The organism is Gordonia sp. (in: high G+C Gram-positive bacteria), assembly GCF_049647785.1.
Lineage (GTDB): Bacteria > Actinomycetota > Actinomycetes > Mycobacteriales > Mycobacteriaceae > Gordonia.
The window spans coordinates 1-21,543 of the sequence record NZ_JBARYI010000079.1; the positions used below are offsets into that span (position 1 = coordinate 1).

The window sequence follows — 21,543 nt, forward strand, 5'->3', positions numbered from 1 at the left end:
CCGGGAACGCCGGCGGAAGAGTTTCGCCCTGCAGGTTCGACAAGCAGGCGATGCCCTCGGTGGCGATCCGGCGCCGCCGCGCCTCTCCATCCCCGAGGCGTAGGCCTCCGGCGAGGAACGCATGGACCGAGAGGAACCCGGCCTTGCGGTAGGCACCGCGATCGGAGATCTCGGCCAGCAGCGCCGAGTTCGCGCCGTCGAAGCGGCGGTTGGCCCGCTCAAGGACCTCCGCGGTCTCCAAGAGCTGCCCCTCGGTGGAAGCAGTGAACACTGCACTGGCGAGCTGGGCGGCGACCGCGCTTGCCAGCGAGGCGAGCTCGGCCGGATCCTTTACCTCGGCAATTGCCTGGGTTAGGTCCATCGAGTTCACCTCCTCGCGGCGTTAGTGAAGTAGCTGCACTGAAGTAGCTGCGCTAAAGAATCTGTAGTGAAGCACTTCACTGTGTGTTCGTTTATTTGTGTGAACACTATCGCGAGGGTCTGACAATTATCGGCGTCGCCGATTTGGGCGTAACTAGCTCGGTCTAACTAGCTGGGCGCATCTGCTGTCGACTTGAACATCCCTGCCGAACCCAGGACTCGTTCGATGCTCATCTCGAGGACGACTCGCTTCGGGTTTGGCTGGGGTTTGCGGTAGCGGGCCGCATACCTGGCCTCACCGTCGGCGACGGATACCGCGTCGCGCTTCACGACCATCGGACCCTCGAACGTTAGCCAGCGCGGACCGTCGACGTGCGTCAGCGCTCCATAGCCGCCTCGATCGGCATTCCGAACTTTCTGTGAGCCCTCGAATGTGATGACTCGGGCTTTGCCAGCTTCGGCATCGAAGGTGAAACCCACGGCCACGACGTGCGGCGTGCCATTGGCGCGCACAGTCGCCAGGCTTGCCAAGTGATACTCGGACAGCATCTGCAGGGCTTCGGCGGACAGATCATCGGTGGTGCGACTCATAGTGCTCAACGGTATCGGCAGGCGGAGTGGGGCCCGCGGCGCGGGCAGGGGATACTGACGCAATGGGAACAATCGTCGTCTTCGGTGGCCGCAGCGAGATCGGTGTGGCGACCGCCGTTCGCCTCGCCGACGGAAATCGAGTGGTCCTCGCGGCACGCCGCCCCGAAAACCTGCAGCAGGAAACCTCAGCCCTGCTCGCTGCGGGTGCGACCGACGTCACCACCCTCACCTTCGACGCCGATGACGTCGCCTCGCATCCGGCGCTCATCGAATCATTGTTCGCCGAGCACAGTCCCATCGACGTCGCTATTGTTGCGTTTGGCATTCTGGGCGACGCCGCCCGAGCCGAAACCGACGTCGAACACGCCCTGGCGATCGCCCACACTGACTACTACGCGCAGATCAGCGTCATGACACCGCTGGCGGTTGCCCTCCGCAAACAAGGCTCAGGCACCATCATCGCCTTTTCGTCGGTTGCCGGTGTGCGTGTCCGACGCGCGAACTACGTTTACGGATCAACCAAGGCCGGGCTCGACGGCTTCGCCAGTGGCTTGGCCGATGCTCTGCAGGGCTCGGGGGTCAACTTGCTCCTGGCCCGGCCGGGATTCGTGATCGGTGCGATGACCAAGGAGTTGATGGATTCGGGCGTGAAGCCAGCGCCCTTCTCCAGGACTGCCGATCAAGTCGCCGACGCTGTCGCTAGGGCGTACCGAAAAGGCAAGGGAGAGGTCTGGATTCCGGGGATCCTGCGCCCGATGTTCTTCGGTATGCGGATGCTGCCGCGCGCCGTGTGGCGGCGGTTGCCGCGCTAGATCGGTCCCCGGCGGGAGTTTCGGCTACTGCTTCGAGGCGGCATCGGCGTCGAAAATGAAGCCCATCGGCGCCAAAACCCGCACGACCGTCTCGGCCACGCCTTCGGTGAGGTCGGCGATCACAATCTCGCGGTCGTGAGTGAATAGGACGGGTACTCCGATGGCCGCAGCGAACTGCGCCTGCCGCGGCGATAGTCGCCCCGACTCGGTGACTGCACCCAGCAGAACTCGCCCGTCTGCTTGGGTAAACCAGCCAATCGTCGGGAGGACGGTTGGCTGTGTACGGGCGACTCGTTCCGTGTGGTCGGCGAGATCCGCGCGACCGAGCGTTTTCGCACGCTCGACCATGCCCGCAGCACCGCCCAGGGCAAAGGCCTCGGCGACGGTAATCATGGCCGCCGGAGCTTCCGCCACCGGAACAATCCGCCCCGTGGCCTGCCCGGCAACGACTAGTTCGGCTTCTTCGCTCGAGACAGCAACGGTGACGATGTCGATCTGCCGCATCAGTACATCGCCGTGACCGTCGTCGAAGCCAAAAGTGATTTCCGCAGGCAGATCGCCTGATCCGGCGCGCTGGCGGGCCCGATGCCCGAGTTCTGCAGCTGCGGCCCATACGTCGGCCAGACCGCCGATACGTCCGCTCAGCGATGACACCTCGATGGTGTGGGTCCGGTCGGGTGAGTCGCTAGCCACCAGGCCAGCGTCGTGCAGCCGTTCCGTCAACGCCCGAACGGATTCCGGTTTGATGCCGTGCAACCACAATTCACCGTGCGCGCCCAACTCCAAATGGGAGATCTCGTGATCGTCAGCGGCAACGGCGATTGCATCCAAGTTGGCCGCCTCGATCAGACCGTGGAGCAACCGGATTCGCGCTCGATGACCGTCTTCGGACGGTGCGATGGCGAAATCTCCGGGGATAGTCACATGCTCCAGCGTACGAGAGGCTGGCAGCCTTCTCTGGGTCCCGGGAGCAAAATCGGGCGCTCGAACGTTAACCAGACATGATGTACATCTTCCTCGGATACGTGGCGGTCGAAATTGCCGCCTTCTGGGCCATGGTCCACTTCTTCGGTTTCTTGTGGGCGCTGTTCATCACGATCGCGGTGATGGGTGTTGGCTACCTGGTGCTCGGGAACCGAATTCGTAGCCTGGGCGACAACTGGCGTACCGCCAAAACCGCCCCGACCGTCCCCGATTCGCCAATTGGCAATGCGGCGCTCTACGCGATGGCCGGAACTTTGACGATCGTTCCCGGTGCTGTGTCCAGCATCATTGGCCTGCTGTTGATGGCGAAGCCGGTCCGGAAACTGGCTGGTCCTGTCGCTGATGCCGTCGCGATGCGCCGCTTCGTCTCGATGTCACAGCGAGCAGGCATTCTCGGACCCAACATTTTCCAAAGCGGTGGCAGCGGCTCACGCGGCCGTCGCTTCTCCTACGGGAGCGGATATATCGACGGGTCCGTTGAGGACGTTGTCGATGCGCCTGCCAGCACTGTCGACGACATCACCGTCCGCAACGCCGACGGCACCGTCTACATCGACCTCCCGGAAATCGACGCGCGCCATCCGCATCCGCGTCCTGATTCACCAGCCGCCTGAGTCACACATCACCGGACGGCGACCGAATTGACTGTCGGACGTCTGGGAGAATGGCCCACGTGAGCACGCAGCTACTCCTCGGAGGCATGGTCTACTCATCGCCGGCAGTTCCCGACGCCACGGCGATGGCAGTGACCGACGGAACAATCGTGTGGGTGGGGTCCGACGACGTCGGCCGCGCACTGCATCCGGACGCTGAGGTCGTCGACCTGGCAGGGAGGTTCGTGAGTCCGGCGTTCGTCGATTCGCACGTGCACCTCACCGACACCGGCATCGCCCTCGGCGGACTCAATCTGTCTGGTGCTACCAACCGCGCTGACTGCCTCCAGCAGCTCGCAAAATACCTCGCCACGCACGACGACGACCTCGTCTGGGGCCTGGGATGGGATGCCTCAGCCTGGACCGGTGATGCTGGCCAAGACCAGCCCCCAACTACCTCCGATCTCGACGCCATCGCTGGCGACCGTCCCGTCTACCTGGCACGGATCGACGAACACTCTGCGGCGGCCTCGAGCGCGCTGCGGCGAATGGTGCCCGATCTGCAAGCGGAGAACGGATTCTCCGCTGAGCAGCCCCTCGTGGCCGACGCACACCATCGCGTCCGATCCACGGCCCGCAACCTCATGAGCCCGGCCATCCGGCAGCGCGCCCGACTGCGGGCCCTCGATTACGCCGCCTCGCGGGGCGTGGTTGCCGTTCACGAGAACGGCGGCCCCGATATTGGCGGCCTCGACGACTTCCGCGCTATCGCCGACCTCAATCACGGGGTTAGTGTTCGTCGGTACTGGGGTGAAGCCGCGTCGTCGACTGACGAAGTGAAGGCGATCTTGGAGCGTACCGGTGCCGATGCGCTCGGCGGCGACCTCTTCGTTGACGGTGCCCTCGGCTCGCGCACCGCGTGGCTCACCGAGCCCTACGCGGACGCGGCCGCCAGCGGGATCAGCTACCTGAGCGAGCAAGTGATCCTCGACCACCTCCGAGCCACCACCCAACTCCGCGTTCAGGCCGGATTCCACATGATCGGCGACGCCGCTGCCGGAGTTGTTGCGACCGCACTGACAATCCTCGCCGAAGAACTCGGCACCCCAGCGTTGGCGAGTTGCGCCCATCGCCTCGAACACGCCGAAATGGTGACGCAGGAACAAGCCGAACTGTTCGCTCGCTGCGGTGCCGTCGCCAGCATGCAACCGCTGTTCGATGCAGCCTGGGGCGGACCCGACGACCTGTATGCGGCCCGCCTCGGCGATCGTCGTACCAGCCTGAACAATTTCGCGATGCTAGCGAAAGCTGGTGTGGGACTCTCACTTTCCAGCGATTCACCAGTATGCGACATTGATCCCTGGGCCACGATCCGCGCCGCAGCGCATCACCGGACCGAGGAGAACTCGATATCTCCCCGTGCCGCCTTCGCTGCGTCCACCCGCGGTGGCTGGCGCGCCGCAGGCATTAACGACGGCCTCACCGGCACCCTCGTCCCCGGCGCACCAGCACACTATGCGGTGTGGGACGTCGATGAACTCGTCGTCGCAGCATCGACCGAGAACGTTCAGCGATGGTCCACCGATCCACGTTCGCGGGTGCCCGCACTACCGGCAGTCGACGAAGATGCCCGTCTCCCCGAATGCGTACAAACCGTCGCAAACGGGCAACAGATCTTTTCCCGCGCGTGACCGACAGCATTCGATGGTGGCATCGGGTTGTGGTCGCCGCGGTCGCGGGCGGCCTGATGTACCTGACGTTCCCACCGTTTCACCACACGTGGTGGTTAGCGCCAATTTCGTTGGGGCTGCTGTACGCGACGATGGCGGTCGGCAAACCGTCCGTCCGAAGCTGTGCTGGCTCCGGCTTCAGTTACGGCCTCGCCTTCTTCCTGCTCCTGATCCCGTGGGTAGGGGAGTACGTGGGACCAGTTCCCTGGATTGCGCTGTCGGCCGTCATGGCGGGTTACCTGGCCCTATTTGGCGCCCTCGCCGCAGTCACCATGCGACTGCGATTCCGCCCGGTCTGGTTCGCACTCAGTTGGGTGAGTGTCGAGACGATTCGCTCAGCGTTCCCGTTTGGCGGATTTCCGTGGGGTCGGACGGCGTTTGGGCAAGTCGAGGGCTGGTACCTTCCGTTGACATCGGTGATCGGCGTTCCGGGTGTGGCGTTCTCGGTGGCACTCACTGGCGCCGCGGCCGTCGCGCTGATCATTCGCCTCCTTGACGACCGGTCCAGCGTTGTCCGGAATGGGACCGCGCTAGTCGCCGTGGCCGCGGTAGTCGTGCCGTTGGGCCTCGGTGCCGTTCTCGCTGTTACCGGCAGTCCGCTGACCTCGAAGTCGGGGGAGTTGGACGTCGTCGCGGTACAAGGCAATGTGCCTCGACTGGGCCTGGACTTCAATGCCCAGCGGCGTGCCGTCCTCGATAATCACACGCGGGAAACGCTCCGGCTGGCCGAGCAGGTCAACAACGGTAGCCGGACTAAGCCGGACCTGGTCTTATGGCCGGAGAATGCTGCCGACGTGCCGCCAACCGTCTACCCGGACGCTGCCGCGAGTATTCGCGCCGCAGTCACCGCCGTCGGTGCGCCCATTGCTTTCGGTACCTGGATTCCCGGGCCCGACGGCCCCACCAACTCAGTGCTGCTGTGGAGCGCACGCGACGGATACGCCGACGCCGAACCGTCCGGGCGCTACGACAAGCACATCGTCCAACCGTTCGGTGAGTACCTGCCGTGGCGGAGTTTCTTCCGCCTGTTTTCGTCCTACGCCGACCGTGCTGGCGACTTCCAACCCGGTACTGGGCCCGTGGTCCTTGACGTCCCCACCGAAAAGGGAGACGTCGTGATGGGAGTGGCGACGTGCTGGGAGGTCGCGTTCGATCGCGCCGCCCAACAGTCCGTCCGTGAAGGTGCGCAGTTCCTGTTTGTCCCAACCAACAATGCGACGTTCGGTCGGACCAACATGTCCTATCAACAATTGGCGATGTCTCAGGTGCGAGCCGTCGAGACTGGGCGCAGCGTCGTCGTGGCGGCCACGAGTGGCGTTAGCGCGATGGTGGCGCCAGACGGCTCGCTGATCTCAAGCAGCGGGATTTTTACCCCCGACCTGCTGCAGGAGAAGATGCAGTTGCGGACCGGAACCACGCTCGCAGTCCGATTTGGACCTTGGCCACAACGCTTTGTGGTCCTCTTAACCGCGGTCGCATTTTTGTACGCGCTGCGTGGACGCACTAGCCTCGATGTGTTAGCCGGTCGGAGGGGATCGGCCACGACAAAGGAGCACGATGGCCAGCAGGCAACCTGAATCGCGCATCGTTGGATCGAACGGTGAGAACGCACTCGTCGTCATTCCGACGTTCAACGAACGCGACAACCTGCCACTCATCGTCGAGCGACTGCTGTCGTCGCAGACGGGCGTTCACGTTCTGGTCGTCGACGACTCAAGTCCGGACGGTACAGGCGATATCGCTGACCGGCTTGCCGCCGATGACGCTGCAGGGCGCATCCATGTGATGCATCGGACGGCCAAAGACGGCCTCGGCAAGGCCTATCTAGCCGGTTTCGCCTGGGGACTCGATCGCGACTACGCCGTGATTGTCGAGATGGATGCCGACGGCTCTCATGCGCCCGAGCAGTTGCATCGACTTTTCGACGGCATTAACTCGGGGGCCGATCTCGTCATTGGGTCGCGCTATGTTCCGGGCGGGGAACTCGTCAACTGGCCGAAGCGCCGCGAAGTGCTATCGAAGGGCGCGAACACCTACGCTCGTTTGGCCCTCGGCGCCAAGGTCAAGGACATCACCGCCGGTTACCGCGCCTTCCGACGCGAAGTGCTCGAGAAGATCGGTCTCACCGAAGTCGAGTCGGCGGGCTACTGTTTCCAGATCGACCTCGCATGGCGGTCGTTGCAGAATGGCTTCACGATTCTCGAAGTCCCGATCACCTTCACTGAACGCGAGATCGGCGAGTCGAAGATGGACGGCGGCGTCATCGCCGAATCCTTCATCAACGTCGCCCGCTGGGGCATCCAAGGCCGCCTCGACCGCCTCCGCGGCAAGAAGTAGCACCCACCCCGCACACCCCGTTTCCGTGTTCTCGCATGATGCGTTGATTCCCGCACTATGTCTGACATAGTGCGGGAATCAACGCATCATGCGAGAACGGCCGGGGACGGGGTGCGGGGGCTACTTCGACTGCGGGAAGAACCACTGTTGGTCGTCGACTTCTTTGCTCTTGTCGTCGGCCAGGTTCACTTCGACGACTTCGCCGAGTTGCGCCTTCTGTGCCTGGATGCGGCCATAGCCGTACGCCGAAGCCATACCGACGACGCCGGTGAGGAGTCCGACGATCATCTGCAGTTCGCCAGAGTCGGTACCCGCGTCGGCCGATATGCGGTAAATCCAGCCGTTCAACGCGACCACTGCCAAACCACCGAAGGTCAACGGCCACACATAAGTTGTCCACACCGTCGACGGCAGCGGCTCAATTCCCGCGCGCTTGCGATACACCTGCCACAGCGACATCACGACGACGGCAAACCCCACGATGACGGCAGTAATTGCCGGATGCAGGGTCCACGAGCCAATCGCCGCGCACAGGAGCAAGATCCCGGAGATTCCAGCAGCCACACGTGCTGTCATTGCGTAAACTCCACCACTCGTTCGGCGTCGGTGAACCCCGCCACGGGGCCGATCACGGCGATCGCCGGGGCAATCAATTTCTCATCGGTTGCGGTCTGCGCCGCGTGGGCAAGATCTGTGCGCAGCAGACGTTGATCGGGGCGCGAGGCATTCTCGATAAAGGCGACCGGCGTATCGGCAGGTCTGCCACCCTCGAGCAGTGCCGTCGCGAAGTCGTCGATCCGCTTCACGGCCATCATCAGCACGATGGTGCCGCGCATCTGCGCCAACGCCGTCCAGTTGGTCAGCGAGTCCGGATGGTCCGGTGCGACGTGCCCGGAGACAATGACAACCTCATGCGTCACGCTCCGATGCGTCACCGGGATGCCAGCCAAAGCGGGAGCAGCAATGGGACTACTGATGCCGGGGACGACCGTCACCGGTACGCCCGCGGCCACGCACGCCTGCAGTTCCTCGAAACCACGACCGTAGACGTACGGGTCGCCGCCCTTGAGTCGGACGACAAACTTACCGGCCTTGGCACGTTCGACGAGGATCTCGTTGATCTTTTCTTGCCGCATGGCGCGCCCGTAGGGCACCTTCGCGGCGTCGATGATCTCCACCTGGGGTCCGAGTTCATCGAGCAGTGCCAACGGGGCGAGTCGATCGGCGACGACAACGTCGGCCTCGGCAAGCATCTTGCGACCGCGGACGGTGATGAGGTCGGCGTCACCGGGACCGCCACCCACCAAAGCCACACCCGCAGCGTGGTGACGATCGCTGTCGATCTTCAGCACGGTGCCGTCGGAGAGAGCCTCGGCGATGGCCGCGCGCACCGCCGCCGACCGATGGTGGTCACCGTTGGCGAGCACCCCAAAACGCAAGTCGCGGTAGACACCCGATGCGGGGGTGACGGCTGTGCCCGCCTTGCCATCATCAGCACGGACGCAGAAGATCCGTTTCAACTCGGCTTCGGTGCCCACCGCGGCGTTAACCTCAGGATCGTTGGTACATGCCATCGCATACCAGGCCCCGTCGAGGTCACCGTCGGCGTATGGCCGACGGTGAACCGTCACCGCCACCTCGGACTCAATCGATGGCGTGGGGTCGATCGCGATCACATGTACATCGGCACCGGAGGCGATCAGGTTGGGGAGGCGCCGCTGAGCGACACTGCCGCCACCGACGACGACCACTTTGCGACCGCTCAAATCCAGGCCAGCGAGGTAATGGGCTTGCATGAGGTACCAGCCTACCGGTGGCCCGGTATCGCTAGACGGGCACGCCGCGTCGTCGCTGCCGGTCCAGGGCACGCTCGCGCGATGCCTCGAAACGAGCGACCTTAATGTCCATTTCGCCAAGGAAATCGGCAAGCTTTTCCCGGTACATCTCGCCGACCGGACCAAAGTCGGTCCGCTCAAAGATGCGCCACTTGCGCAGCACCGGCATCACCACTTCGGTCATGTGCTGGGGAAGGTCGTAGATGCCGCCCTTCGCGATCAGCACTGCGTTGCGGCGGAAGTTGGGCATGGTTGCGCCGGGCATCTGGAAGTTCGCGACGATCGCATAGATCGCGGTCATGGCTTCGTCGGGCACCAGGTCGAGCGCGCCAGCGACCACGTTGCGGTAGAACAGCATGTGCAGGTTCTCGTCGGCGGCGACACGCTGCAGCATCCGGTCGGCGATCGGGTCGCCGCAGGCCTTGCCCGTATTGCGGTGACTGACGCGAGTCGCCAGTTCCTGGAACGAGACGTAGGCGACGGCGAATAGCATGTCGTAGCTGTGATCGCGCATGCCGTCGTCCTCGGGCAGCGGATTAAAGCCGCCGATCATGTGCGCCATACGGGTCTGTTCCAGCTCAACGGGATCAACCCCGCGCGTCACGACGAGGTAGTCGCGCATCACGATCGAATGTCGCATTTCCTCGGCAGTCCAGCGGCCCACCCAGTAGCCCCAGGCGTCGTCGAGACTGAAGTTGTCGGCAATGACCCGGTGGTATGACGGCAGGTTGTCTTCGGTCAGCAGGTTCGTGATCATCGCGGCTTTCGCAGTCTCCGACAGCTGCGACTGCTCCGGATCCCAATCCACGCCGCCGAGAGCGGCGAAGTTGCGACCGTCGTCCCACGGGACGTAGTCGTGGGGGTTCCAATCGCGGGTCATCTTCATGTGCCGCTCAACCTCGGTCTCGCACACGGGAAGAAGTTCGCGGAGCAGGTCGCTCCCGCTCATTGGTTTTCCAATCAGAGTGGTCATGTTCCCAGCTTCATGGTTTCCACCAGGATTTTCAGGGGGCAAAGGTCCCTTTAGGATTGGGCCACCAGTCGCGAAGTTGCCTGTTGTAGCGTGGTGGCATGGCTGACCCCCAACGCAAATATCGCGTCTTCCTTGTCGACGACCACGAATTGGTTCGCCGGGGCTTGCGCGATCTCCTGAGCACCGCAGGCGATCTGGAAGTGGTCGGCGAAGCCGCCACGGTCGCCGAAGCCGAGGTCGGGATCGCCGCGACCTCCCCCGACGTCGCGGTCCTGGATGTACGACTACCCGACGGCAACGGTGTGGAACTGTGCCGGTCGGTACGCAGTCAACAGCCGTCCGTGCGCTGTCTGATGCTAACGAGTTACGCCGACGACGACGCTCTCCTGGCCGCAGTGCTCGCCGGTGCGTCCGGTTTTGTTCTCAAGCAGATTCTCGGCCACAATCTGATCGCCGCGGTACGGACTGTCGGCTCTGGCGGATCGCTACTCGATGACCGCAGTACGGCGGCGCTTCTGACGCGTCTGCGCGACGGCGAACCATCCGATCCCCTCGCTCGTCTGACCGGCCAGGAACGTGAGGTCTTCACGTTGATTGGCCAGGGCATGACGAATCGGCAGATTGCCGATCGAATGTTCTTGGCGGAGAAGACGATTAAGAATTACGTTTCCCGAATCTTGTCGAAGCTCGACATGCAGCGCCGCACGCAGGTGGCAGTGCTCGCGACGGAGTTGCGGTCGAAAGACCGGTAGACCTCGGCAAGACCGACGGCCCTACTGCAGCGGCGCGGTCCAGGTCAGCGTGGTGCCGGTCGCCGCAGAGCTAGCGATCGTGAACACGCCGTCGCAGTCGTCGGCGCGCCGGTTCAAGTTCGACAGCCCGGAGTGCTCGGCCAACGGCGGAATACCGCGGCCATTGTCGGCGATCTCGACAACAACCACGTCGTCGGCCACGATTCGCACGGCAATCTGTTCGGCACCCGAATGTCGAATGGCATTCGAGATCCCTTCCCGCAGAACCGCTTCGATGTGCGGGCCGAGGGCGTCGGGCACGAGGGTGTCGACCGGCCCGTGGAACGTGACACTCGGCATGATCGGCGCATGGGCGGCCAGTTCGGCAACTACGTCGAGCACGCGGCGTCGCAGGGTCACCGCCCCACCGTGCGACGGCATACCCTGCAGGTCGAAGATCGACGTGCGGATTTGCGCGATGGTGCTGTCCAGGTCGGTAATGACCTGCTCCATGCGTGCTTCGTCGCGCACGGGCGTGGCCTGCATTGTCTGCAACGACATTCCGATCGCGAACAGCCGCTGAATCACCAGGTCGTGGAGATCCCGGCCGATCCGGTGCCGGTCTTCGAGGAGTTGCAGGTCGTGTGCCAGTTGCTGCTGGTCGGCGTAGGCCAGCGCCAACGACGCAACTCGCGCCGCCCCTTGCAACCCGGCGACTTCTTCGCCGGTCCAATACCGCCGGTCGACGTTGGTGAGGACGATGGCACTGGTCCCCTGTCCGGCCTGCAAGGGTTGGACGGTGACCCAGCGGGCTCCGCGTCGCAGCCACTTCTGGGAGCCGGCCGCCAATTCACGCAAGATCAGCCTGCCGCTGGCTACTTCGCCATCGGGGTCGACGACATTGAGGAGGTCTTCAGTGTCCGGTTCGGATCCGGTATGCCCGACCACTTCGCTGCCGGACATGATCATGACGTCGACGGCACCGGTCAACGCCGAAATGTCGCGGCATAATCCGTCCAGCGTTCTCGTGAGGTCGGTGCCCGCGAGGGGTTCAGAGCCACGATCGGCGATGACCTGCATCCAGCGGAGCCGCGCCTGAGCGCGTTCGAAAGCTCGCGCATTGTCAACGGCGATCCCCGCGGCGACCGCCAACACGGCAACGATCTTCTCATCGAGCGCAGTAAACGCTGGCTGCCCTTGCTTTTCAGTCAGGTAGATGCTGCCGAAGAGCTCGTCTCGCACGATGATCGGCGCACCGAGGAATGTGTCCATCGGCGGATGGTTGGGCGGGAAACCCACCGAGGCCGGATGGTCGGAAAGCTTCGGAATCCGAAGGACTTCCGGGTGATGCAGCAGAACGCCCAGCACGCCGTGGCCGACGGGCAGTTGGCCCATTGTCGCCCGAACTTCCGGTTCGATACCGGTGTTGACGAATGCTTGAAGGCTCAATTCCGGGCCGCGCACACCGAGCGCGCAGTACCGGGCATCAAGGACATCAGCGGCCACTTCGACGATCCGCTGGAGCGCTTGGTCAAGCTCCAGTCCGTGACCCACCAAGATCACGGCCTCGAGCAGGTCGCGCAGCGCTGTTGGATCGTCGACGCTCGCCGAAGCGAGGGCGTCGAGGGCCGCGTGAACCTCAGCCAGATCTCGTCTGTGACTCATCGCGGCACCCCTGTAGCCATCGTTTGGTGTGCGTTAATCCTGATCGTGGGTGGTGAGTTGCAGGCTCTTGTTGGTCCAATCCCACATCTCGCGGAACAGCGCCGGATTGTCGTTCAGCTTCTGCCCGAACGACGGAATCATCGTGGTCAGCGCACCCTTCCAACCGTCGAACCGGTCACCGAAGCACTGCTCCAGCACCGAAATCATGGCGGGAACCGCGGTCGACGCACCGGGCGAGGCACCCAGCAGGCCGGCGAGAGTGCCGTCGCCAGCGGCGACAACTGCGGTGCCAAACTCGAGGCTGCCGCCGACGCCCGTCTTGCGGATCACCTGGACGCGCTGTCCAGCGGTGATGAGTTCCCAATCTTCTCCGACAGCACGCGGCGCGAAGTCTTGCAACGTGTGCAGGCGATCGATCGGGCTCGCGGCGAGTTCGGAAATCAGGTACTTGAGCAGACCAAATTCCTGCGGCGCGATCGACATCATCGGGATCAAGTTGTTCGGCTTCACCGACTTCGGCAGGTCCATGATGCCGCCGGTCTTGAGGAACTTCGGCGACCAACCGGCATACGGTCCGAACAGGAGGCCGCGGTCACCGTTGATGACGCGAGTGTCCAGGTGCGGCACCGACATCGGCGGTGCGCCAACGGCGGCCTGGCCATACACCTTGGCCGAGTGCTCGGCGATGACGTCGGGGTTGGTGCAACGGAAGAATTCGCCGCTGACGGGGAAACCGCCGAAGCCCTTGGCCTCGGGGATACCCGACTTCTGCAGCAGGTGCAGGGCTCCTCCACCGGCACCGACGAAAACAAACTTCGCCTCGACGCGAAGCTTCTCACCGGTGCGGGTGTTGCGGACCTTAACCACCCAGCTGCCATCGGACTGCTTGGTGAGGTTGCGGACGTCGTGGCCGTAGTACAGGTCTGCCTCGCGACCGACGTAGTTCAACAGCTGCTGGGTCAGCGCACCGAAGTCGACGTCGGTGCCTTGGTCGTACCAGTTCAGCGCAACCGGGTCGGAGAAGTCGCGGCCAGCCCCCATCAGCGGGAGACGCTTGGCGAAGTCGTCGGCGTCGTCGATGAATTCCATGCCCTCGAACAGGGTCTGACTAGCCAGCGCGGCGTGGCGTTTGCGCAGGTAATCAACACCTTCTGCACCGTGGGTGAAGCCCACGTGCGGGATTGGGTTGATGAACTCGTCGGGCACGCCGAGCATGCCTTCGTCGACAGCATGTGCCCAGAACTGACGCGAGACCTGGAACTGCTCGTTGATGCTGAGCGCCTTAGCGATCTCAATGTCGCCGTTGGCGTCCATCGGAGTGTAGTTCAGCTCGCACAACGCCGAGTGGCCGGTGCCCGCGTTGTTCCACGGGTCACTGCTCTCGGATGCGGCTGCCTCGAGGCGCTCGAACAGACTGATGGACCAGTTCGGCTCCAGCTGACGCAAGAGGGCACCCAGGGTGGCACTCATAATTCCTGCGCCAATCAGCGCCACATCTGTCTTAATCACCTTGGCCACGCTGCTGAACTCCTCCACCCAAACGGGATCCACGTCTCCTACATTGGTGTTCATTGTTCCCCATCGCCATGAGCGAGTCATCATTGGTGCGGGCAATTGTGGCGATCGCGACAGGGTGCTAACGCACGGGCACCGCCCGCTGGCGGCCTGCTCCCCGCCCATCCGTGCCGCTGTACACCTACGATGGTCGTCGTGACCATCGCCAAGAACCCTCAATGGCATCCGGACGAGTTTCTCGAAAACTTTCAGTCTCGGACGCTAGACCTACACGACGATCCCGACGGTGCCGGGCCGATCGACGCGACTCTGGTGCGAGCGCAAGGGGCTTCTGGTGCGCAGAACGGTGCGGTTCTGTATGTCCACGGCTTCACCGACTACTTTTTTCAAACCCATCTCGCCGACTACTTCCGCGAACAGGGTTACGCGTTCTACGCCCTCGATCTGCGCAAGTGCGGACGGTCGCTCGACGATCATCACCAGCCCCACTATGTTTCGGACCTCAAAATCTACGACGAAGAGTTGAACGCGGCACTCGACATCATCGTCGAAGAGACTTCCGCCCCCAACGCACCCGCGCAGGTGATGGTCGTGGCGCATTCCACTGGCGGCCTGATCACGCCGTTGTGGATGGACCGCCTCCGTAAAACCGACCCGGCTCGTCACCGGCACTTCAAGGGACTGCTGTTGAACAGTCCTTGGCTCGACCTGCAGGGCGAGGCGCTCCTACGCAGCAGCGCGGTGGGACTCGCCATCAAGGGCCTCAGCAAAGTGCAGGCCAAGAAGGAAATGTCCCGCGCATTGTCGAGCGCCTACGGCGACAGCCTGCATGTCAGCAAACACGGCGAGTGGTCGTACGACTTGCGGCGCAAACCGCTCGTCGGGTTTCCCGTCACCTTCGGATGGCTGGCCGCAGTTCGGGCTGGTCACAAGAGGCTGCACCGCGGTATTGACGTCGGCGTCCCAGCCCTCGTCCTGCGGTCGGATAAGACACAATTCCAGACCACGTACGGTGCCGAAGTGGATACCGCCGACTGCGTGTTGGACGTCAAACAGATTGCCCAGTGGTCCGGCGCGATTGGGAAGCGAGTGTGGGCAGTCGCTGTTCCCGGTGCCCGCCACGATGTTTTCTTGTCCCTTGAACCCGCTCGCAGCACCGCGTTCAGCGAGGTTCAGACATGGCTGAGCACCGTGTTCGGCGAAGGAGCGCAGCAGTGAGCATTCAGCATTTCGACCTGGCAATTATTGGGTCCGGCAGCGGCAACTCGATCCCCGACGAGCGTTATGACGCCACCAGCATCGCGATGTTCGAGGAGTCCATTTACGGCGGAACCTGCCTCAATGTTGGCTGCATCCCCACCAAGATGTTCGTCTACGCCGCAGACGTTGCGGATGCGGCGCGGTCGTCCGAGCGGTTCGGCGTCCACGCGAGTGTCGATTCGGTGGACTGGCCAGCCATTGTGGAGCGGGTTTTCGGTCGCATCGACCCCATTTCAGCTGGGGGCCGGGAGTATCGGACCGACCGCTGCGACAACATCACCGTCTATTCATCGCATGTGCGGTTCGACGGCGTCGACGATGCCTCGGGCTACTACCGGCTGATTACCGATGCGGGCGACCAAGTCCTGGCCCGCCAGGTGGTGATTGCTGCGGGTTCGCGCGCGCAGGTCCCCGACGTGATCGCGGCGTCCGGTGTGCGCTACTACACCAACGACGACGTGATGCGCCTCCCCGATCTCCCCAAAACCATGACGATTTTGGGCAGCGGCTACATCGCCACCGAGTTCGCGCACGTCTTTGCCGCATTGGGTACCGAGGTGACCGTTGTAGCCCGCAGTGGCCGACTGCTACGCGGTCTCGATGCAGAACTCAGCGAGCGCTTCACCGCGGTCGCGGCCACGCAGTGGAACGTCCTTTTGGACCAAACAGTCAGTGGCGCAAACCAACTCGAGGACGGCGGAGTCCGTCTCTCCTTCGCCGATGGCACCCATATCGATTCTGAGGTACTGCTCGTCGCGACAGGCCGCACCCCCAATGGCGACAAGTTGGGCTTGGCCTCGTTGAACATTGATCTGCTCGATGACGGTCGCGTCCCGGTCGACGCACACGGGCGTACGCCAGCACCGAATGTGTGGGCGCTCGGTGACGTCAGCTCGCCATTCCAACTCAAGCACGTGGCCAACCATGAGCAGCGGGTGGTCACCGAGAACCTACTCAAGGGTTGGCATGCGGACAATCTCGACCGATTCAACCATCGGTACGTGCCATTCGCCGTGTTCACTCATCCGCAGATCGCCGCAGTCGGACTCACCGAGGAAGAAGCCCGCAAGGGCCACGATGTTGCGGTCAAGGTCCAGAACTACGGTGACGTCGCCTACGGCTGGGCGATGGAAGACACAACGGGCTTCTGCAAACTTGTCGCCGACCGTGCCACGGGCAAACTGCTCGGGGCGCATATCATGGGACCGCAAGCATCGACGGTGATCCAGCCCGTCATTCAGGCATTGAACTTCGGGCTCACCGTCAGCGACATGGCCCGCGGCCAGTATTGGATCCACCCCGCGATGCCCGAGGTGTTGGAGAACGCGCTGCTCGGTCTTGAGCTGGATTAGCAGCTGCGGCCGCGATCAGAAGCGATTTGAGCGGAGCGCGATTTCGCTGGCCAAGGCCGCCGGAGCCTTCTCCGGAATCCAGTGGTCGACACCTTCCAGGACGGAGAAGCGGAAATCGGAGTAGACGTAGCGTCCGCTGAACTCGGCCTGCTCGCGGCCCAGTGCAGCGTCGCCGTCGCTCCACACCATCGTCGTTGGGATCTCCACCGGCGGGCACGCTAGGTTGGCGGCAACATCGCCGGTGAAGTTGGCGCGATACCAGTTGAGGGGCCCGGTCAGCGCGCCCGGTTCCAGAATCGGCGCGAGTTCTTCCTTCGGAACGCCCGCCTTGCGCAACAGCACACCGTCACGGGCCCGGAGGTTCTCCTCGGCCCCGTCGGCGATGAAGTCCTTGATGTAGGCCGACCGTCGGCGCTGGTCATCACCGACTGCGAGCGCATCGCGCATGGCCGAGGGATGGCCGGTACTGGCGGCGACGAGCCCGGTAAACCGGTCCGGGTACTTTGCTGCCAAATGCCAGGCGACGATCCCGCCCCAATCGTGTCCGACGATCATCGAGTACGAGATATTCAGCTGAATCAAAATCTCACTGACGTCATCGACCAGCTTTTCCAACCGGTACTCGTCGACCCCATCGGGTCGAGCACCGGGACTATATCCGCGCTGGTTGATGCGCAGGGTCCGCAGGCCAGCTTCGTGCAGGCGGGGAATCACCTCGTCGTAGCATTGCGAATTCACCGGAAAACCGTGCAGCAGAACCACCCACGGCCCACGGGCCGGGCCGCTCTCTTCTACGTCGAAGGTCAGTCCGTCGTGGGTTGCCGTCAGGCGCGAGGTCGTCACCCAGACAGGATATGTCGACCGAGCCGACAGCGGGGCGGTCCGCGACCAACCTGTCCAACCAATACCCGTCGAGACGACCTTCACACCGCGCGAGCGTTAGCTCTCGTCGGGCAGCGTCAAAACCTCAGCACCGGTATCAGTGACCACGAGAGTGTGTTCAAATTGCGCGGTCCATCGGCGATCGCTGGTAACAACGGTCCAGTCGTCGTCCCACATTTCCCATCCGAGGCCACCGAGATTGATCATCGGTTCGATGGTGAAGACCATCCCCGGCTCCAACACCGTGTCGACGTTGGGTTGGTCGTAGTGCAGCACGATGAGGCCGTTGTGGAAGGTCTCACCAATCCCGTGCCCGGTGAAGTCACGAACAACCGAGTACCCGAAGCGGTTCGCGTAAGCCTCAATGACGCGCCCGACAACGTTCAGTTCGCGGCCCGGCTTCACCGCTTTGATGGCCCTTTCGGTCGCGATACGGGTCCGCTCGACGAGATCACGCGCCTCCTGTGACACCTCGCCAGCCAGGAACGTGGCATTCGTGTCGCCGTGCGCCCCATCGATGTATGCGGTCACGTCAATGTTGACGATGTCGCCGTCCTGAATCACCGTCGAGTCCGGAATCCCATGGCAGATCACCTCATTCAGTGATGTGCAACACGACTTCGGGAAGCCCTTATAGCCCAGCGTCGACGGATAGGCGCCATGATCGACCATGTACTCGTGGGCAATGCGGTCGAGTTCGTCGGTCGTGACCCCGGGGCGCACCGCCTTCCCGGCCTCGGCGAGCGCATTGGCCGCAATCTTGCTCGCAACCCGCACTTTCTCGATTATTTCGGGCGTCTGCACCCACGGCTCATTGCCCTCGTTGACGGTGTCTTTCCACGCGTACTCGGGACGTTCGATCGTGTCGGGAACAGGCAACGTCGGCGAGATAATTCCGGGCTGTAGGGGGGCGCGAACTGTCATGTGAGCGATTCTACGGACCGCACCGGTGTGCATCGCCACCCGATCAGACAGTAAGGTGTGCCTAACACAAGCTTCAGAACGACAAGGCGGATTCAGGTGGCGACTCCCTCCCGGTCCGCGGCGTCGACGGTCTTTGTTGGGGTTCTCCTGTTGGTGTTGGGCACAGTACTGTCCGGGTGCACCACAGAACCGCTCGATACAGGGAACGCCGCGGCCGCGAAGACCAGCGCAACGTTGCGCAACGGTCCAACGACCGCCATGCTGCCCACGGCGGATGTTGTTCCAATCGACACCGATGCGACGCCCGGTCCCCACGCCGATCGCATCATCGCCATCGATCGCAACGGCACCCTCGCTGCGATTGTTTATGCCCTCGGATTGGGCCCGCACGTTGTTGGCCGCGACCGGTCGACGACGTTTCCCGCCGCCGCGCAGTTGCCATACGTCACCGAAACCGGGCACACCATCAATCCCGAACGGGTCTTGGCACAGAATCCGTCGATCGTGTTGGTCACGGACGACGCCAACCCGCCCGGCGCCGTCGACCAGTTGCGCAACACCAATGTCGAGGTCGCGGTGTTCACCGGAGAGCGATCGATGGCCACCGATTCGGAGTTGATCCGGTCCGTCGCCAAGACACTCGGGGTCCCGGCGGCCGGCGAGAAGTTGGTGGCACGCACCGAGAAGCAGATTGAGGCTGCCCGCAGGCAGATCCCGAACCCGTCTGGGAACCCGACCATTGGATTTGTCTATATCCGCGGGCCCAACTTAATGCTGCTCGGTGGTCCCGAATCCGGTGCAGATGATCTGATCACCGCACTTGGCGGCGTCGACGCCGGAACCAAAGCCGGAATGAAGGCGGCATTTACCCAGGTCAGCGTCGAGTCGATGGTCCGCGCCGACCCCGACGTGATCCTCGTGATGACGCAGGGTGCCGATTCTGTCGGCGGTATGGACAAGGTTCTAGAATTGCCCTCGATCGCTGCGACTTCGGCTGGCCGCGCTGGCCGGGTCATCGAGATGGATGAAACGCAGATCCTCGTATTCGGTCCCAATACAGGCTTGGTGCTCAGTGCTCTTGCAAAATCGATCTATGCCTGATGACGCGCCGACCCTCCGGGCACGGATGGTCGCGGGCGCGTCGAAGATCAGCAAACGCGCCATTTGGGTGATGGTCGGCACGGCAATCCTGCTCGGGGTCGTCGTCGTGTTCTCCGCAGGCAACGGTCAGGTTTACGTTTCCCCCGCCGAGGTGCTCGGGTCCATCGCTCACCACTGGCATTTGAACATTGGTCCCCTACCGTCGGACCCGCAAGGCGAGAACGCTCTTTGGGTATCGCGGTTCCCGCGGATTCTGCTGGGTTTGCTGGTCGGTCTTGCCCTCGGCACGGCGGGTTGCCTGCTGCAAGGGGTGCTGGCTAATCCGCTGGCCGAACCCGGCATCATCGGTGTCTCCTCCGGCGCAGCGGTCGGTGCCTGCCTGGTGATCGTTATTGGCGGCACCGGATCCAATAGTTGGGCGATCGCTGGCGCTGCCGCCGTTTTCGGGCTCATTACGACTGCTGGCGTCTACCTGCTGAGCATCCGTGACGGTGCCTCATCGACCATCATGCTGGTCCTCACCGGCATCGCAGTTAACGCTTTCGCACTCGGCATCATCGCCTACCTGACCTACGTGGCGTCGACTGCAGCACGCGAGCAGATTGTGTTTTGGCAGCTCGGTTCCCTCGCCGGCAACGTGTCGTGGACGCAGGTCAAGATCGTCGCGCCGCTCGCGTTAGCGGGACTGGCTGGCGGCATCCTGTTGGTCAAGAAACTCGACCTTCTGGCTCTCGGCGAAGTCCAGGCCGCCTCGTTGGGCGTCAACGTCGAAGTTGTTCGACGACAGGTCATCGTCCTGGTGGCAATGCTGACTGCCGCGGGTGTCGCATTCACCGGCATCATCATGTTCGTCGGTCTGATCGTTCCCCACGTGATGCGCCTGCTGGTGGGCCCCAAACATGCCTATCTCCTGCCCGCGAGCGCACTCGGCGGCGCGTTGGTGATTGCCGCCGCCGATCTCGCGGCGCGAACCATGACCAACGGCGAACTCCCCCTGGGCATGCTGACCTCTCTGATCGGCGGACCGGTCTTCTTCTTGCTGCTCCGTCAGCGGAATGCGGCGGGACGATGGTAGAGAACTCCTACGAGCCGACCATCACGCGGACCTCGGTGGTCGTGAGCGGCGTTGACGTGCAGATCAACCGCCGTCAGATTCTGCACGGGATCGACCTCACCGCGCTTCCGGGACAGATCTTGGCATTGGTCGGACCGAACGGTTCCGGCAAGTCGACCTTGCTTGCGGCAATGTCGGGCAGCCGCTCCCCCGACGCGGGTACGGTTCGCATTGGCGATCTGGATGTTCATGGGACCGACGCGCGTTCGCTGGCACGGACCCGTTCGCTGGTGACACAGCAAAATCGCGATGATATTCCGTTTACGGTCCGCGAAGTCGTCGAAATGGGCCGCTTTCCGTGGACGCGGACCGATCAGGCACTGCGATCGCCGGAAATCATCGCGGCCGCGATCAGCGAGTGCGAACTTGGCGATCTCGTCGATCGCCCGTTTACCCAACTCTCGGGTGGACAGCAGGCACGGGTTTCGCTGGCACGGGCGCTCGCCCAGGACACCCCGGTCGTCATGCTCGACGAACCTACGGCGGCGCTCGACATTGGCCACACCGAGCAGGTCCTGACAATCCTGAAGCGTCGCGCCGACGCCGGGGCCACCATCATCTTGGTGGTCCACGACCTGTCGTTGACTGCCGCTTACGCCGATCGAGTCGCTGTCATGAAGGACGGCCGCCTCTTGGCGACCGGCTCCGTCGAAGAGGTCATGACCGCCGAACTGCTGAGCACCACCTACGACCACCCGGTCCTCATCTGGGATCACCCGGAAACTGGTGAACGGCTCATCACACCCGCCCGCTAGTTGTCACGCCTGAAACCGGGAATTACGCC

At 63.3% G+C, this 21,543-nt stretch carries 20 protein-coding genes and 1 pseudogene; 11 read left to right on the forward strand and 10 right to left on the reverse strand.

The window, feature by feature from the left end; genetic code table 11:
* Together WBA38_RS13030 and WBA38_RS13035 are read right to left on the reverse strand one after the other, a co-directional pair.
* Nucleotides 1-361 (reverse strand): annotated as a pseudogene (locus WBA38_RS13030) (HNH endonuclease); the annotation flags it as partial.
* Between the two features lie 167 nt (nt 362-528).
* Nucleotides 529-951 (reverse strand): pyridoxamine 5'-phosphate oxidase family protein, encoded by a 423-nt coding sequence (locus tag WBA38_RS13035; protein WP_424322865.1) that lies wholly within the window; start codon nt 949-951, stop codon nt 529-531.
* A gap of 62 nt (nt 952-1,013) precedes the next feature.
* Here WBA38_RS13035 and WBA38_RS13040 point away from each other — a divergent pair, with 62 nt between their 5' ends.
* Nucleotides 1,014-1,763, forward strand: a complete 750-nt coding sequence (locus WBA38_RS13040) for an SDR family NAD(P)-dependent oxidoreductase (RefSeq protein ID WP_424322866.1) — start codon at nt 1,014-1,016, stop codon at nt 1,761-1,763.
* A gap of 24 nt (nt 1,764-1,787) precedes the next feature.
* On the opposite strand, the gene WBA38_RS13045 is transcribed toward WBA38_RS13040, so the two are convergent.
* Entirely contained in the window at nt 1,788-2,687 is a 900-nt protein-coding gene (locus WBA38_RS13045; RefSeq protein ID WP_424294590.1) for a precorrin-3B synthase, read from the reverse strand.
* A 77-nt stretch (nt 2,688-2,764) separates the two neighbouring features.
* Here WBA38_RS13045 and WBA38_RS13050 point away from each other — a divergent pair, with 77 nt between their 5' ends.
* Genes WBA38_RS13050 through WBA38_RS13065 form a run of 4 tightly spaced genes read left to right on the forward strand, consistent with a single transcriptional unit; the run spans nt 2,765 to nt 7,407 of the window.
* Complete coding sequence (locus WBA38_RS13050) at nt 2,765-3,361, forward strand: FxsA family protein (protein WP_424322867.1); 597 nt, start codon at nt 2,765-2,767, stop codon at nt 3,359-3,361.
* A 59-nt stretch (nt 3,362-3,420) separates the two neighbouring features.
* Nucleotides 3,421-5,031, forward strand: a complete 1,611-nt coding sequence (locus tag WBA38_RS13055) for an amidohydrolase (protein WP_424322868.1) — start codon at nt 3,421-3,423, stop codon at nt 5,029-5,031.
* Nucleotides 4,983-6,647 (forward strand): apolipoprotein N-acyltransferase, encoded by a 1,665-nt coding sequence (gene lnt, locus WBA38_RS13060; RefSeq protein WP_424322869.1) that lies wholly within the window; start codon nt 4,983-4,985, stop codon nt 6,645-6,647. Before WBA38_RS13055 ends, lnt begins: the two co-directional genes overlap by 49 nt.
* The gene (locus tag WBA38_RS13065; RefSeq protein ID WP_424322870.1) at nt 6,628-7,407 is read left to right on the forward strand and encodes a polyprenol monophosphomannose synthase; all 780 of its coding nucleotides are present in this window, start codon (nt 6,628-6,630) and stop codon (nt 7,405-7,407) included. Before lnt ends, WBA38_RS13065 begins: the two co-directional genes overlap by 20 nt.
* A gap of 120 nt (nt 7,408-7,527) precedes the next feature.
* Here the strand turns inward: WBA38_RS13065 and WBA38_RS13070 are convergent, their stop codons facing one another.
* Genes WBA38_RS13070 through WBA38_RS13080 form a run of 3 tightly spaced genes read right to left on the reverse strand, consistent with a single transcriptional unit; the run spans nt 7,528 to nt 10,215 of the window.
* On the reverse strand, nt 7,528-7,983 hold the full coding sequence (locus WBA38_RS13070; RefSeq protein WP_424295296.1) for a hypothetical protein: 456 nt from the start codon (nt 7,981-7,983) through the stop codon (nt 7,528-7,530).
* The gene (gene cobA, locus WBA38_RS13075) at nt 7,980-9,203 is read right to left on the reverse strand and encodes a uroporphyrinogen-III C-methyltransferase (RefSeq protein ID WP_424295295.1); all 1,224 of its coding nucleotides are present in this window, start codon (nt 9,201-9,203) and stop codon (nt 7,980-7,982) included. Before cobA ends, WBA38_RS13070 begins: the two co-directional genes overlap by 4 nt.
* 31 nt (nt 9,204-9,234) lie before the next feature.
* Nucleotides 9,235-10,215, reverse strand: coding sequence for an acyl-ACP desaturase (locus tag WBA38_RS13080; RefSeq protein ID WP_424295293.1), 981 nt, complete (start codon nt 10,213-10,215; stop codon nt 9,235-9,237).
* A 98-nt stretch (nt 10,216-10,313) separates the two neighbouring features.
* Between WBA38_RS13080 and WBA38_RS13085 the strand changes: the two genes are divergently transcribed.
* Nucleotides 10,314-10,967 carry a response regulator transcription factor gene (locus WBA38_RS13085; protein WP_424322871.1) on the forward strand — a complete coding sequence of 218 codons (654 nt, stop codon included), beginning with the start codon at nt 10,314-10,316 and terminating at the stop codon, nt 10,965-10,967.
* Between the two features lie 21 nt (nt 10,968-10,988).
* Here the strand turns inward: WBA38_RS13085 and WBA38_RS13090 are convergent, their stop codons facing one another.
* Together WBA38_RS13090 and mqo are read right to left on the reverse strand one after the other, a co-directional pair.
* Nucleotides 10,989-12,611, reverse strand: coding sequence for a GAF domain-containing protein (locus WBA38_RS13090; RefSeq protein ID WP_424295252.1), 1,623 nt, complete (start codon nt 12,609-12,611; stop codon nt 10,989-10,991).
* A gap of 33 nt (nt 12,612-12,644) precedes the next feature.
* On the reverse strand, nt 12,645-14,162 hold the full coding sequence (gene mqo / locus WBA38_RS13095; RefSeq protein WP_424322872.1) for a malate dehydrogenase (quinone): 1,518 nt from the start codon (nt 14,160-14,162) through the stop codon (nt 12,645-12,647).
* 150 nt (nt 14,163-14,312) lie between these two features.
* Here mqo and WBA38_RS13100 point away from each other — a divergent pair, with 150 nt between their 5' ends.
* Together WBA38_RS13100 and WBA38_RS13105 are read left to right on the forward strand one after the other, a co-directional pair.
* Nucleotides 14,313-15,344, forward strand: a complete 1,032-nt coding sequence (locus tag WBA38_RS13100) for an alpha/beta hydrolase (protein ID WP_424322873.1) — start codon at nt 14,313-14,315, stop codon at nt 15,342-15,344.
* Nucleotides 15,305-16,738, forward strand: coding sequence for a mycothione reductase (locus tag WBA38_RS13105; RefSeq protein ID WP_424295256.1), 1,434 nt, complete (start codon nt 15,305-15,307; stop codon nt 16,736-16,738). The genes WBA38_RS13100 and WBA38_RS13105 overlap by 40 nt, the downstream gene beginning before the upstream one ends.
* A gap of 15 nt (nt 16,739-16,753) precedes the next feature.
* Here the strand turns inward: WBA38_RS13105 and WBA38_RS13110 are convergent, their stop codons facing one another.
* Nucleotides 16,754-17,581: an alpha/beta fold hydrolase gene (locus WBA38_RS13110; RefSeq protein WP_424295258.1), complete on the reverse strand. Its 828-nt coding sequence runs from the start codon at nt 17,579-17,581 to the stop codon at nt 16,754-16,756.
* 96 nt (nt 17,582-17,677) lie between these two features.
* A complete protein-coding gene (gene map, locus WBA38_RS13115; protein ID WP_424295260.1) occupies nt 17,678-18,544 on the reverse strand; it encodes a type I methionyl aminopeptidase in 867 nt (288 codons plus the stop codon).
* Between the two features lie 96 nt (nt 18,545-18,640).
* On the opposite strand from map, the gene WBA38_RS13120 reads away from it, so the two are divergent.
* From WBA38_RS13120 to WBA38_RS13130, 3 genes are read left to right on the forward strand one after another with little or no spacing between them, the layout of a single operon-like run.
* Complete coding sequence (locus WBA38_RS13120; RefSeq protein WP_424322874.1) at nt 18,641-19,645, forward strand: heme/hemin ABC transporter substrate-binding protein; 1,005 nt, start codon at nt 18,641-18,643, stop codon at nt 19,643-19,645.
* 25 nt (nt 19,646-19,670) lie between these two features.
* Nucleotides 19,671-20,720, forward strand: a complete 1,050-nt coding sequence (locus WBA38_RS13125; RefSeq protein WP_424295274.1) for a FecCD family ABC transporter permease — start codon at nt 19,671-19,673, stop codon at nt 20,718-20,720.
* Nucleotides 20,714-21,514 (forward strand): heme ABC transporter ATP-binding protein, encoded by an 801-nt coding sequence (locus WBA38_RS13130; RefSeq protein WP_424295264.1) that lies wholly within the window; start codon nt 20,714-20,716, stop codon nt 21,512-21,514. Before WBA38_RS13125 ends, WBA38_RS13130 begins: the two co-directional genes overlap by 7 nt.
* Nucleotides 21,515-21,543: the final 29 nt, after the last annotated feature.